Origin of the sequence: Sphingobium boeckii (assembly GCF_014199215.1) — a bacterium.
In the GTDB taxonomy this organism is placed as follows: domain Bacteria; phylum Pseudomonadota; class Alphaproteobacteria; order Sphingomonadales; family Sphingomonadaceae; genus Sphingobium_A; species Sphingobium_A boeckii.
In genome coordinates, this window is the sequence record NZ_JACIJC010000001.1 from 200,195 (window position 1) to 213,417 (window position 13,223).

Annotated in this window: 15 protein-coding genes; 6 read left to right on the forward strand and 9 right to left on the reverse strand. The window is 62.2% G+C overall.

Features of this window, described 5'->3' with window-relative positions; all coding sequences use genetic code 11:
- Positions 1–32: 32 nt before the first annotated feature.
- The 6 genes from FHS49_RS01035 to FHS49_RS01060 all read right to left on the reverse strand — a co-directional run bounded on the left by FHS49_RS01035 (position 33) and on the right by FHS49_RS01060 (position 5,596).
- Positions 33–785, reverse strand: a complete 753-nt coding sequence (locus FHS49_RS01035) for a SufD family Fe-S cluster assembly protein (RefSeq protein ID WP_184014464.1) — start codon at positions 783–785, stop codon at positions 33–35.
- 118 nt (positions 786–903) lie between these two features.
- The gene (sufC, locus tag FHS49_RS01040; RefSeq protein WP_184014465.1) at positions 904–1,647 is read right to left on the reverse strand and encodes a Fe-S cluster assembly ATPase SufC; all 744 of its coding nucleotides are present in this window, start codon (positions 1,645–1,647) and stop codon (positions 904–906) included.
- Positions 1,648–1,744: 97 nt separating this feature from the next.
- Positions 1,745–3,226 (reverse strand): Fe-S cluster assembly protein SufB, encoded by a 1,482-nt coding sequence (sufB, locus tag FHS49_RS01045; protein ID WP_184014466.1) that lies wholly within the window; start codon positions 3,224–3,226, stop codon positions 1,745–1,747.
- A complete protein-coding gene (locus FHS49_RS01050; RefSeq protein WP_184014467.1) occupies positions 3,226–3,633 on the reverse strand; it encodes an RrF2 family transcriptional regulator in 408 nt (135 codons plus the stop codon). The genes sufB and FHS49_RS01050 overlap by 1 nt, the downstream gene beginning before the upstream one ends.
- Before the next feature lie 168 nt (positions 3,634–3,801).
- Positions 3,802–4,875, reverse strand: a complete 1,074-nt coding sequence (locus FHS49_RS01055; protein ID WP_184014468.1) for an alkene reductase — start codon at positions 4,873–4,875, stop codon at positions 3,802–3,804.
- 151 nt (positions 4,876–5,026) lie between these two features.
- Positions 5,027–5,596 carry a urate hydroxylase PuuD gene (locus tag FHS49_RS01060; RefSeq protein ID WP_184014469.1) on the reverse strand — a complete coding sequence of 190 codons (570 nt, stop codon included), beginning with the start codon at positions 5,594–5,596 and terminating at the stop codon, positions 5,027–5,029.
- A gap of 158 nt (positions 5,597–5,754) precedes the next feature.
- On the opposite strand from FHS49_RS01060, the gene FHS49_RS01065 reads away from it, so the two are divergent.
- The 4 genes from FHS49_RS01065 to ssb all read left to right on the forward strand — a co-directional run bounded on the left by FHS49_RS01065 (position 5,755) and on the right by ssb (position 9,141).
- Positions 5,755–6,417, forward strand: a complete 663-nt coding sequence (locus FHS49_RS01065; RefSeq protein WP_184015889.1) for a COQ9 family protein — start codon at positions 5,755–5,757, stop codon at positions 6,415–6,417.
- An 85-nt stretch (positions 6,418–6,502) separates the two neighbouring features.
- Entirely contained in the window at positions 6,503–6,742 is a 240-nt protein-coding gene (locus FHS49_RS01070; RefSeq protein WP_184014470.1) for a FeoA domain-containing protein, read from the forward strand.
- On the forward strand, positions 6,739–8,595 hold the full coding sequence (gene feoB, locus FHS49_RS01075) for a FeoB small GTPase domain-containing protein (RefSeq protein ID WP_184014471.1): 1,857 nt from the start codon (positions 6,739–6,741) through the stop codon (positions 8,593–8,595). Before FHS49_RS01070 ends, feoB begins: the two co-directional genes overlap by 4 nt.
- Before the next feature lie 15 nt (positions 8,596–8,610).
- Positions 8,611–9,141 (forward strand): single-stranded DNA-binding protein, encoded by a 531-nt coding sequence (gene ssb / locus FHS49_RS01080; RefSeq protein WP_184014472.1) that lies wholly within the window; start codon positions 8,611–8,613, stop codon positions 9,139–9,141.
- A 150-nt stretch (positions 9,142–9,291) separates the two neighbouring features.
- Here ssb and FHS49_RS01085 read toward each other — a convergent pair whose 3' ends face one another.
- Positions 9,292–9,825 (reverse strand): DUF177 domain-containing protein, encoded by a 534-nt coding sequence (locus tag FHS49_RS01085; RefSeq protein WP_184014473.1) that lies wholly within the window; start codon positions 9,823–9,825, stop codon positions 9,292–9,294.
- Positions 9,822–10,400, reverse strand: a complete 579-nt coding sequence (locus FHS49_RS01090) for a ubiquinol-cytochrome C chaperone family protein (RefSeq protein WP_184014474.1) — start codon at positions 10,398–10,400, stop codon at positions 9,822–9,824. Before FHS49_RS01090 ends, FHS49_RS01085 begins: the two co-directional genes overlap by 4 nt.
- A 96-nt stretch (positions 10,401–10,496) precedes the next feature.
- On the opposite strand from FHS49_RS01090, the gene FHS49_RS01095 reads away from it, so the two are divergent.
- Together FHS49_RS01095 and FHS49_RS01100 are read left to right on the forward strand one after the other, a co-directional pair.
- Entirely contained in the window at positions 10,497–10,967 is a 471-nt protein-coding gene (locus FHS49_RS01095; protein WP_184014475.1) for an outer membrane protein assembly factor BamE, read from the forward strand.
- 148 nt (positions 10,968–11,115) lie between these two features.
- Positions 11,116–11,850, forward strand: coding sequence for a DUF72 domain-containing protein (locus FHS49_RS01100; protein ID WP_184014476.1), 735 nt, complete (start codon positions 11,116–11,118; stop codon positions 11,848–11,850).
- Between the two features lie 3 nt (positions 11,851–11,853).
- On the opposite strand, the gene FHS49_RS01105 is transcribed toward FHS49_RS01100, so the two are convergent.
- On the reverse strand, positions 11,854–13,185 hold the full coding sequence (locus FHS49_RS01105; protein ID WP_184014477.1) for a dicarboxylate/amino acid:cation symporter: 1,332 nt from the start codon (positions 13,183–13,185) through the stop codon (positions 11,854–11,856).
- Positions 13,186–13,223 lie beyond the last annotated feature (38 nt).

The following is a 13,223-nucleotide window of genomic DNA, read 5'->3' on the forward strand; positions in this document are numbered from 1 at the left end:
TGCGCTCGGGACGGACGGTGAGATAGAAAGCATCACAGCAATTTCTCTAGCGCCGCAATCGCCGCCGTTTCCACGCGCTCGCGTTCCGCATCGTCCGCGATCTTGGCAAACGCGCCCGCGATGAACGCTTGCAGCATCAGCGCCTTGGCCTGTGGCGGCGGAAGCCCACGGCTGGCGAGATAGAACAGCGCCTGCTTGTCCAGTTCGCCCACGGTCGCGCCATGCGCGCATTTCACGTCATCGGCATAGATTTCGAGTTCGGGCTTGGCGTTGGCGGTCGCGGTGCGATCGAGCAGCATGGCCTTCACCGACTGACCGGCATCGGTCTTTTGCGCATCGCGCGCGACCATCACCTTGCCGAGATAGCTGCCCGTCGCGCGGCCCGCGAGCACCGAGCGGACGATCTGGTTGCTCGTGGCATTGGGGTGCGCATGGTTGACCGTGGTCACGATCTCCAGCGTCTGCGTGCCCGATCCCAGAATCGCGCCGCCCAGTTCGAAATGCGCGCCTTCTTCCAGCGTCACGTCGACCGCGATACGGCCATAATCGCCGCCGGTGTTCAATATATGCACGATCGCGGTGGCATCGCGGCCGATGGTGATCTCGATATGCCGGATCGCCACTTCACTTGATGCAGCGTCCTGCACGATGATCCGCGAGAAGGTCTCGCCCGCGGAAACGACGATCCGCTCCGCAGCGTCCACGGGCCAGACGCGCGCGAGCGCATCCAGATCGCCATAACGCCAGGATTCATCCCGCCGGGTAGGAAGAGGCAGTGCACTCATGGCGCATTCCTCTCCGCGTCTCCGCGTCTCCGCGTGAACCAAACCTTGTTATGTTCACGCGGAGGCGCGGAGACGCGAAGAAAGAGAGAGGGATGGGTGCCTCCGGCACGGAAAGATCTCACGCCGCCAGCTCCCGATATCCCTCGCGCTCAAGCTCCAGCGCCAGTTCTGCGCCGCCGGTGCGCGTGATGCGGCCATCCGCCAACACATGGACGAAATCCGGTTTCACATAATCGAGCAGCCTCTGATAATGCGTGATCAGCAGCACGGCGCGATCGGGCTTGCGCATGATCGTGTTGATCCCCGCGCCCACGATCTTGAGCGCATCGATATCGAGGCCACTGTCGGTCTCGTCGAGGATCGCCAGCTTGGGATCGAGGATGCCCATCTGCACCATCTCGGCGCGCTTTTTCTCGCCGCCGGAAAAGCCGACGTTCACCGGGCGTTTGAGCATCTCCATATCCATGCCGAGCAACGCGGCCTTTTCCTTGGCGAGCTTGATGAATTCGCCCCCCGAAAGCGGTGCTTCGGCGCGCGCCCTGCGCTGGCTGTTCAGGCTTTCGCGCAGGAATTGCAGATTGGAGACGCCGGGGATTTCCACGGGATATTGAAAGCCCAGGAACAGCCCCGCCGCGGCGCGCTCATGCGGCGCCATTTCGAGCAGATTCGCTCCGTCCATCTCAGCCGTTCCGCCGGTCACGTCATAACCGGGTCGTCCACCCAGCGTATAGGCGAGCGTCGATTTGCCCGCGCCATTCGGCCCCATGATCGCATGGATTTCGCCCGCATTGATGCTGAGCGACAGACCCTTGAGGATGGCCTTGCCGTCGATTTCGTTGGTGAGGTTATCAATTTTCAGCATTCAAATTCTCTCAAAAACCGTTTGTGTCGAGCGCAGTCGAGACACGTTTGTCGCTTCCCCACGTCCCTCGACTACGCTCGGGACAAACGGGCAGGCGTTATCCAACCGAACCCTCAAGCGAGATCCCCAGCAATTTCTGCGCTTCCACCGCGAACTCCATCGGCAATTGCTGCAGCACTTCCTTCGCAAAACCATTCACGATCAGGCTCACCGCGGCTTCCTGATCCAGCCCGCGCTGCATCGCATAGAACATCTGGTCGTCGCTGATCTTGCTGGTGGTCGCCTCATGCTCGATCTGCGCACTGGGGTTTTTCACCTCGATATAGGGCACCGTATGCGCGCCGCATTTGTCACCCAGCAGAAGTGAATCGCACTGCGTAAAATTGCGGACGTTCTCCGCCGTCGCGCCCACGCGGACGAGGCCGCGATAGGTGTTGTTGGAGACGCCCGCGCTGATCCCCTTGGAGACGATCGTCGAGCGGCTGCCCTTGCCCAGATGGATCATCTTCGTGCCGGTATCGGCCTGCTGGTGATTGTTGGTCACCGCCACCGAATAGAATTCGCCGATGCTATTTTCGCCCGCCAGCACGCAGCTTGGATATTTCCAGGTGATAGCAGAACCGGTTTCCACCTGGGTCCAACTCACCTTGCTGTTCCTGCCCTGGCAGAGTGCGCGCTTGGTGACGAAATTATAGATGCCGCCCTTGCCATTTTCATCGCCCGGATACCAATTCTGCACGGTCGAATATTTGATCTCGGCATCGTCCAGCGCGACCAGCTCGACCACGGCGGCGTGGAGCTGGTTCTCGTCGCGCATCGGCGCGGTGCAGCCTTCGAGATAGCTGACGTAACTGCCCTTTTCAGCGATGATCAGGGTGCGTTCGAACTGCCCTGTATTCTCCGCATTGATGCGGAAATAGGTGGAAAGCTCCATCGGGCAGCGCACGCCTTCGGGGATGTAGACGAAGGTGCCGTCCGAAAAGACCGCGCAATTGAGCGTCGCGAAGAAATTGTCGTGCATCGGCACGATCTTGCCGAGCCATTTCTTCACCAGCTCGGGAAATTCGCGCACCGCCTCGCTGATCGAACGGAAGATGACGCCGGCTTCCTCAAGCTCCTTGCGGAAGGTGGTGGCGACCGAGACGCTGTCGAACACGGCGTCGACCGCGATCTTGCGCGCGCCTTCCACCCCGGCGAGCACCTTCTGCTCCTCGATCGGAATGCCCAGCTTTTCATAGACGCGCAGGATTTCGGGATCGACCTCGTCCAGCGAACCCAGCTTGGGCTTCGCCTTGGGCTCGGCGTAATAATAAGCATCTTGATAGTCGATCGGCTCGACATTCAATTTGGCCCAATCGGGCATCTCCATCGTCAACCAGTGACGATAGGCCTTCAGCCGCCAAGCGAGCATCCATTCGGGCTCATTCTTCTTGGCGGAGATGAATCGGACGGTGTCTTCGGTAAGACCCTTGGGCGCGAAATCCTGCTCGATGTCGCTGGAAAAGCCCCATTCATAGGTCTTGTTGACCGCCGCGTGAGCGTCTGCATTGCGGGGCGCTTCGAGATTCTTGCTGGCCATTACGCGGCTCCTGAAAGACTGGCGAGGCTCACGCCCGCAAGCGCGCCGCGCACGGCGGTGTTGGCGATGTTCATATGCGGCTTCACGCGGCAATCGCCTTCCAAGGCGCAATCATGCGCGCCGCTGTCCGCGCAGGGCGTGAGCGCGATCGGGCCTTCCACGGCCTCGACGACATCGGCGAGCGTGATCATCGCGGGTGGCCGCGCCAGGCGGACGCCGCCGCCGGTGCCGCGGCTTGATTCGAGCAGGCCGGCGGAAGAAAGACGGCTCACCAATTTCTGCGCGGTGGGGAGCGGAATGCCTGTCTCCGCGCTCAGCGTGGTTGCGTTCACCTTGGCATGGCCGCAATGGCGCGCGGCCGCCGACATCATCACGACGGCATAATCGGCAAGGCTCGACAGGCGCATATTGCGAATGACTCTCAAATCGGATGGATTCGTTCCGATTGGGCATATGGCGGCGTTTCACCCGGAAAACAACCCTCGAACCGGTCGTCATTGCGAGCAAGGCGAAGCAATCCATGTCGTCGAGTGGATTGCCGCGCCGCGCTCGCAATGACAGAGGGGGCGGGCCGTTTACGCCGCCGGATAGTCGATATAGCCTTCCGGACCCTGGCTATACCATGTCGCCATCGGGGCTTCGGCCAGCGGGAGTTTCTTCGAGAAGCGGACGGGCAGATCGGGATTGGCGATGAACGGGCGGCCAAAGGCGATCGCATCTGCCACACCTTCATCCAGCGTCGCCTGTCCATCGGTGAAGCCGTAATCCGAATTCAGCACCAATGGTCCCTTGAACACTTTGCGGATCGCGGGCGAGACCTTGGGCTGGTCGGTGCGGCCGAACGTGCCTTGCGGGCCGGGTTCGCGCAGTTCGAGAAAGGCGATGCCCAAATCGGAGAGCGCCTGGGCTGCGGGCACGAACACGCTTTCGGGATCGCTATCGATCGTGCCCTGCGTATTGCCATTGGGGGAGAGACGGACCGAGGTCCGGTCCGCGCCGATTTCGCCCGCCACGGCGGCGGCGACTTCGCTCAAAAGGCGGATGCGGTTTGCCGGGCTGCCGCCATAAATATCGTCTCTGAAATTGTCGCTGTCGCGCAGAAACTGGTCGATCAGATAGCCATTGGCCGCGTGGATCTGCACGCCATCGAAGCCGGCGGCAATCGCGTTGCGCGTGGCTTTTACATAATCGTCCAGCAGCGCCGGGATTTCTTCCAGCGTGAGCGCGCGCGCCTCGGCATAGGGCTTTTTGCCATCATAGGTATGGGCGCTGTCGGGCGCTGTGGTGGCCGAGGACGAGACCGGTTGAGCGCCGCCGAGAAAATCGGGATGAACGATCCGCCCCATGTGCCAGAGCTGCGCCACGATCCGCCCGCCGGCCTTGTGCACGGCATCGGTCACGGGCTTCCAGGCTTCGGTCTGTTCGTCCGTCCACAATCCGGGCGCATAGGGCCAGCCCAAGCCTTGCTGGCTGATCCCGGTGGCTTCGCTGATGATCAGCCCGGCCCCGGCGCGCTGCGCATAATAGGTCTGCATGATCTCGGTCGGCACATGGCCGCGGGTGGAGCGACCGCGCGTGAGCGGGGCCATCAGGATCCGATTGGGGGCGTGGATCGCGCCAAGCTGGATGGGATCGAACAGGCTGGGCATATTTCAGTTCCTTTTTGAAACGGGACTGAAGCCAGATAGGGCGGAGAGGGGCGACATGCACCGCCAACCGCTGAAACATTTTCTTCCCGGATGGAAAATCCAGCGCGGGTGATGGCCGAGGCGGCCGGATATCCGGCCGCCTCGGTATCGATCAATAGCCGGATTCGGCGGTGATCATGCAATAGAGCATGGCGATGGACAGCAAGGTGTTGGTCCGTGAAAAGATCATGGCGGTGGTTGCCGCCTTGGCTTTCACGTCCGCTTCGGCCTCGACGATGCCAAGCGCCTTTTTCTGCGCGGGCCAGATGATGAACCACACGTTGAACGCCATGATCAGCGCCAGCCACATGCCGATGCCGATCGTGCGGTGGGGTGATTGTAGCGTGAGCGCCTTATGCCCATAACCCTCTTGAAACATCACGAACAGGCCGGTGGCGACGGTGGCTGCGGCACCCCAGCGGAACCAGAACAGCGCTACCGGCGCGATATATTTGGTCACGCCCGGCTTCAGTTCGGCCGGCACCTTGGGCATGGTCGGGATCTGGGTGAAGTTGAAATAATAGAGATGGCCGATCCACATGATCCCGCAGATCACATGAAGCCAGCGAAAGAAGAATCTAAAATCGCTGTCGAACGCGTCCTGCACGCCAAAAGCGACGGCGAGCAGCAGCAGAAAGCCGACCCCCAATACCGCATTGAGATTACCGAAAAACTTGGCCATTGTGCCCTCCCTGTTTTGCGCCCCGCTGCATGACTTTGGTCCACATTCGAAACGCTGAAACCGACCGATATCATGCACGACTCGCCGTGTCACCGCCCTTGCGGTTGCCCGGATGCGGGCGCATGAAATGCCGAGCTTTCCGAATGGAGATGAAGACGATGCCTGCCCTGCCGCCCGATCCCACGCTTGACGAAATCCGTGCGGCGCTCGGTCCAGTAATCCCTGTTCATGCCGGGTTTGATGGCTGGTCCGATACCGCGCTGGTGCGCGCGGCCGAACAGATCGGGGTGGACCCCGGAATCGCACGGCTGGCCTTGCCCGATGGCGCACCGGGGATGATCGACGCCTGGTTTGCGGCGATCGATGCGGAGATGGCGCAAAGATTGCCGCCCGAATTGCTGGGTGCGATGAAGATCCGTGACCGGATCACGGCGCTGGTCGATAGCAGGATCGCGATCGCCGCGCCCAATCGCGAAGCGCTGCGTCGCGCGCTCGCGATCTTGGCCATGCCCCAGAATCTGGCATTGGGCGTCCGCCTCGGCTGGCGGGCGGCAGACGTCATGTGGCAATTGGCGGGCGATGTGGCCACGGATTACAATCATTATACCAAGCGCACCCTGCTGGCCGGGGTCTATGGCGCGACGATGCTCGTGTTGCTCGATGATCAGAGCGAAGGGCTGGCGGATACGCGGGACTTCCTGAACCGTCGGATCGAAGGTGTCATGCGGTTCGAAAAAGTGAAGTCGCAATTCCTCGCGCGGCGTGAACGGATGCCCAGCCTGTCGCGCTTCATCGGGCGGCTGCGCTATCCCGCGGTTTGAGGAGCGGCGGGCTGAGGTAAGGCTGGCGTTTGCGACGGGTTATTGATAATCAATCGCATGATCTGATTGCGAAAACGGAATTAACGTGCGGCTTGATGAATTGCCTCTGCGCCAGAGCGCGGAAATCCTGACTGTGGACTGGGATGTCTTGCCGCCGGCCGAAGCGCGCCGCCTGCGGGAATTCGGCTTTGCCGAAGGTGTGATCATCCAGGTGCGCCACCGCAGCGGTCTCTTCAAGCGCGGTCCGCTGGCCTGTCAGGTCGGCCGGATGCTGGTTGCGCTGCGCCGGACTCACGCCGCCGCAATCTCGGTTTCCGCATCGTGAACCCGGCCCCCCTGGTGGCGCTGGTCGGCAATCCCAATGCCGGCAAATCCGCGTTGTTCAATGCGCTCACGGGCGCGCGGCAGAAGGTGGGTAATTATCCCGGCGTCACGGTGGAGCGCAAATCGGGACGGATGACGCTGGCCGATGGCCGCCCGGTAGAGTTGGTCGATCTTCCCGGTGCCTACAGCCTTGATCCCGGCAGTCCGGATGAAGCCGTCACGCGCGATGTGGTGATGGGATCGCAAAGCCATGAGCGGCTTCCCTCCGCGCTGATCGTGGTGCTGGATGCGGGCAATCTGGACAATCACCTGCGCTTCGCCTTTCAGCTCATCGCATTGGGCCTGCCCGTGATCGTGGCGCTCAACATGATCGACATGGCGGAACGGGACGGGCTGAAACTCGATCCGGAAGTGCTGTCGCGCGCGCTGGGTGTGCCCGTGGTTTCCACGGTGGCCGTGCGCAAGCGCGGACTGGATGAACTGAAGGCGGCGCTTTCCACCGTGCTTGGCGATGGCGTGATCAAGGTGCGGCCCAGTGCGGATGTGCCCGAAGATATCGTCCTCCTCCAGCGGCGTGCGCGCCAGCTCTCTATGGCGGCCACCATCTCTGAAACGCCGGTGCGGCGGATCACGCATCTGATCGATACGGTGGTGCTTCATCCCGTGGGTGGGTTGCTGCTGCTGATCGCGCTGTTCTTCGTGATTTTCCAGGCCGTGTTCGCCTGGTCCGAAGCGCCGATCGGCTGGATCGAAGCGCTGTTTGCCCAGATGCAGGGGGGCGTGACAGCCCTGCTGCCCGAAGGCTTCTTCCGTTCGCTGCTGGTGGACGGCATCATCGCCGGCGTCGGTTCGGTGGTGGTGTTCTTGCCGCAGATCCTGATTCTGTTCTTCTTCATCCTGCTGCTCGAAGCCTCGGGCTATATGGCGCGCGCGGCCTTCCTGATGGACCGGCTGATGGCGAGCGTGGGGCTGAACGGCCGCGCCTTCATTCCCCTGCTCTCCTCCTTCGCCTGCGCGATTCCCGGCATCATGGCCACGCGCACGATCGACGATCCCAAGCAGCGGCTGACCACGATTCTGATCGCCCCGCTGATGACCTGTTCGGCGCGGCTTCCGGTCTATTCGGTGATCATCGGCGCGTTCATTCCGGCGCGTGATCTGGGCTATGGCGTGGGGCTGCAGGGGCTGGTGTGGTTTGCGCTCTATCTGGCCGGAATCCTTGGCGCGATGATCGTCGCCTTCGTTTTCCGCCACACCATCGCCAAGGGCGCGAACAGCGGCTTCCTGATGGAGATGCCGCGCTATCAGATGCCGCATATCAAGGATGTGGCGATCGGCCTGTGGCAGCGCGCCTGGGTGTTTCTCCGTCGCGCCGGCACGATCATCATGATGGTCACGGTGGTGCTGTGGCTGCTGCTGAGCTTTCCCAAGGCCCCAGAGGGACAGAGCCAGGTGGAATATTCGATCGCCGGCAGGATCGCTTCGGGGCTTGAGGTGATCGTCCGCCCGATCGGCTTCAATCATGAAATGGCGCTGGCCGTGATCCCGGCGATGGCGGCGCGCGAAGTCGCGGTATCGGCGCTCGCCACGGTTTATTCGATCGAAGCGACCGGCGACGATGCGGAGACGGAGAAGTCACTGGGCGAAAGGCTCCAGGGCCGTTGGTCCCTCCCCACCGCGCTCGCCTTCCTGATGTGGTTCGTCTTCGCGCCCCAATGCCTCTCTACCATTGCCGTCATCCGGCGCGAGACCAATGGGTGGAAATGGCCTATCTTTGCCTTGGCATATCTCTTCGGCCTCGCTTATGTGGCGGCAGGCGCAACCTTCTGGGGCGCGACAGCACTCGGATTATAGAAGAGGAATTGGGGCGTGGCAGGCTCGGTAAACAAGGTCATATTGGTCGGCAATCTGGGCGCCGATCCCGAAGCGCGCTCGTTCAGCAATGGCGGCGAAGTCGTCAATCTCTCGATCGCGACTTCGGAAAGCTGGACCGACAAGGCCAGCGGCGAAAAGAAGGACAAGACCGAGTGGCATCGGGTGGTGATCTTCAACGAAAATCTCGGCCGGGTCGCGAAGCAATATCTGAAAAAGGGTTCGAGCGTCTATCTCGAAGGCCAGCTTCAGACGCGCAAATGGCAGGATAATAACGGCCAGGAAAAATATTCCACCGAGGTGGTGCTCCAGCGCTTCCGCGGAGAACTCGTTCTGCTCGGCGGTCGTGACAGCGGCGGCGGTGGTGGCGGCGGTTCCAGCGATGGCTGGGGCGGCGGCGCTTCGTCGGGCGGCGGCAATCGCGGCGGCGGCTATGGCGGCGGGAACAACAACAATCAGGGCGGCGGTGCCAGCCGTGGCGGACCGTCAGCCTTTGACAGCGATCTGGACGACGACGTTCCGTTCTGATCGGTCTCAGGTCAATCCCAAACACCATTCGGGCTGAGCCTGTCGAAGCCTTTTCCTTTCTTCTGTATCAAAGAAGGGAAGGGCTTCGACAGGCTCAGCCCGAATGGATTAGGTCAATATTATTTTTGGAAGGAAAGGTTCGGACAGCCTTTATTCCCGCTTCTTCTCCAACGCCTGCTTCAATCCCGCCAGCGCGCCCAGGGGCCGGGCCTCTTCCTCGCTGATCACCCCCGCGGCGCGCAATTTGGCGTCCGCCTCGGGGTGGCGCGGGAACGGATCGATCGTCAGCGCGACCGTCTGCGCCAGCGCCTCGCCGATATCGACGGCCTGTCCATCAAAATCGATGATGTCGAGATCTTCGGCATCCAGCTCCAGCTCTTCGGCATCGCTGGTTTCTTCCACGAACAGCAGTTCGAACGGCGCGTCGATCGTTTCGGGAACGGGATCACCCGTCGCCACGCAGAATTGCGTGAGCGCCGCGCGTATCCGGCCCTTGGCGACAATGCCGCGCAAGGTTCTGGCCAGCGTCATCGTTCCTGACAGGTGGTCGATGGCGTCAAAGCCGAAGCGCCGGGCCAGCGCAGTGCGCTCCGTGGCATCCGCCATGATCTCGATGGTCTGGCTCACCTCGCCGATCGTATCCACGCGGATGGGGCGGCTGAATTCGGGGGGCGGGAGGGTCATGGCCGGGGGAACTCCGCGGCCAGCAATTGTTTCAGGCTGAGCGTTGCCAATGCGCCATGAATGGCGCGGATCCGTGCCGCAGTGAACGCCATCGCCGCGGGAGCGGGCGCTTCGCCGCGATAGAGATTGCGCAGCAACGCCTCGTCCAGATCTGCTTCGCCGGCAAAGGCCGCGCGATAGGCGCCGATCCGTCCGCCCAGCGCCGCCATCATCCGGCCGATATGCTTGCCCACCACGATATCGCCGATTCCGTCCTGACGAAGCTGGCCATCCATGTCGTCGACGAAGATTTCCGCGAGCAGGGCGGATGGACCGGCCCCCGCTTCGCCCTCGGCTTCGAGCCGGATCAACACCAGCGACAGCAGCCCTGCGACCATATCGAAGCGGCCATCGACCGTATCGCCGACGCCGCCCTCCACATACCAGGCGGGATCACGCGCGCCCGATACGATCGCGTTGTAAAGCGGCACGAGCGCGCTGCGCCCGCTGTCCCGCCCGAAAATGCGGCTTAGAAACGATAACACCCGTTGCTCCTGTTTGCCTGCAAATCGCCGAACCGCCTTGTGCGGCGGCATGGCTGCGCATATTGAGGCAGCGCGCGCTCCTTGCAATGGCCTTGGTCCATGGGCAAGGGCGTTCAGCAAGCGTTTCGCGTTCAAGGAGAAGGCCGGATGGGTACCACGTTGAGGACAGGGATGATCATGGCGGCAAGCCTGGTCGCGCTTGTCGCGACGAGCGGCTGCACCCGCGTCCGCGGCAATCAGGGCTATCTTCTCGATCAGCAGTTCGTGCAGGGCATCCAGCCCGGTGTGGACAATCGCGATTCGGTGGAAGCCACGCTTGGCCGCCCGAGCTTCACTGGCCAGTTCGGCACCAAGGATTGGTATTATTTCTCGCGCACCACGCAGGCTCTGGCCTTTGCGATGCCGCGCGCCAAGGAGCAGACGCTGCTCCACATTCAGTTTGACGATGCCGGTAATGTTTCCACCGTCCAGAAGACGGGCGTCGAGACGATCGCCTCCATTTCGCCCATGGGCGACACCACCCCGACGCTTGGCCGTCACCGCGGATTCTTCCAGGAGCTGTTTGGCAATATCGGCGCGGTCGGCTCCGGCATGGGCGGCGGCGCGCCTCAGCAATAACGCGCGGGTTTCCCATAACGTCATGCCGGCCCCGGCATGATGCGGCTCGCAGAATTGCGCTTCCGTCAGCGCTGTTTCAGGCTAAACTCCGCGCCATGATGAGCAAGGTGACCGAAGATTCTGCGCCACGCGGCGGCGGTGACGCCCGATGATCCGGGTGGGCATTGGGGGATGGACGTTCGAGCCATGGCGCGGCGTGTTTTATCCTGCCGGCCTGCCGCAGGCGCGCGAACTGGAATATGCGGCCTCGCAGATGACCGCGATCGAAGTGAATGGCACCTATTACAGCGGGTTCAAGCCAGAGACCTTCCGCAAATGGGCCGACGCCGCTCCCGATGGGTTCGTCTACACGGTGAAGGCGTCGCGCTTCGCCACCAACCGAAAGCGGCTGAGCGAGGGTGCCGAATCGGTCGATCGTTTTCTGGGGCAGGGCATTACGGAACTGGGCGACAAGCTCGGCCCGATCCTGTGGCAATTCATGCCGACCAAAACATTCGATCGTGAGGATTTCGGCGCGTTCCTGAAGCTGCTTCCGGCCAAGCGCGATGGCGTGGTGCTGCGCCATGCGCTTGAGGTGCGGCACGCCAGTTTCGAGGATCCCGCCTTCATCGATCTGGCGCGCGACGCCGGCGCGGCGATCGTCTTTTCGGACAAGCCCGGTTTTCCTTCGATCGACGCGGCGACCGCCGATTTCACCTATGCGCGGCTTCAGGATGCGCAGGAGGAGATTGAGACGGGCTATACGCCCGCAGCGCTGGCCGATTGGACGGAACGGGCGCAGACATGGAGCGCGGGCGGCCGTGACGTTTTCATGTTCATGATCAATGGCGCGAAGGTGCGTGCGCCGGCCGCCGCCAAGGCGCTGATCGCGCGATTGGCGTAAAGCTCAGGCGATGACGTCGCTTTGCCCTTCCGCTTGCAGGGCATCGCTCTCCTGCGGCGTGAAATCCCCGCCCTTGCCCGCGAAGGCGGCGCGAAGCTGATCCAGATCGACCGCGCCTTCCCAGCGCGAGACGACGATCGTCGCCACGGCATTGCCGATGAAATTCGTGAGCGCGCGGCATTCGCTCATGAACCGGTCCACACCCAGGATCAGCGCCATGCCCGCCACGGGTACGGATGGCACGACGGAGAGCGTGGCAGCCAGCACGATGAAGCCGGATCCTGTGACGCCCGCGGCCCCCTTGGAACTGAGGATCGCCACCGCCATCAGCAGCAATTGCTCCTCGAAAGACAGATCGATCCCGCAGGCCTGCGCGATGAACAACGCGGCAAGCGACATATAGATGTTGGTGCCATCCAGATTGAACGAATAGCCGGTGGGCACCACCAGCCCGACGATCGATTTCGGGCAGCCGGCGCGCTCCAGTTTCTCCATCAGCAGCGGCATCGCGCTTTCCGATGACGACGTGCCGAGCACCAGGAAAAGCTCGTCCTTGATATACCGCAGCAGCCCGAAGAGCGAGAAGCCCGCGGCGCGCGCCACCAGCCCCAGCACCACGATGACGAACAGCAGCGAGGTGACATAAAAGGCCGCGATCAACCCCGCGAGATTGGCGAGCGTGCCGATGCCATATTCGCCAATGGTGAAGGCCATCGCGCCAAAGGCACCGATGGGCGCGGCATACATCAGAATATGCACCATGCGGAAGACGATGGCGGTCAGCGTCTTGAGCGTGGCCGTCAATTTGTCGCCCCGCGATCCGATCAGCGCCAGCGCCACGCCGAACAGAATGGCGATAAAGAGCACTTGGAGAATCTGGCCCGATGTAAAGGCGCTGATCGCGGTGTCGGGAATGATGTTCAGCACGAAATCGGTGATCGTCTGATCATGCGCCGCCTTCACATAGCCGGAGACCTGGCTGGTATCGAGCTTGTTAGGGTCGACATTCAGTCCCGCGCCGGGCTGGGTGAGATTGCCCACGATCAGCCCGATGGCGAGGGCCAGCGTGGAGAAGGTGAGGAAATAGGCCATGGCCTTCGCCCCGACGCGGCCGAACGCCTTCAGATCCGCCATGCCGGCGATGCCGGTGACCACGGTGAGGAAAATCACCGGCGTGATGATCATCTTCACCAGCTTGATGAAGCCATCCCCCAGCGGCTTGAGCGCCTGGCCGAGCGCCGGGTTCAGCCACCCCGTCAGAATGCCAAGGGCGATGCCGAGCAACACCTGGAAATAAAGCGTTTTCCAGAATGGTTTGCGCGGGCTGATCATCATCTCTCCGATTTTCTCGTGGCTCCGCTGACTTAGCCTGT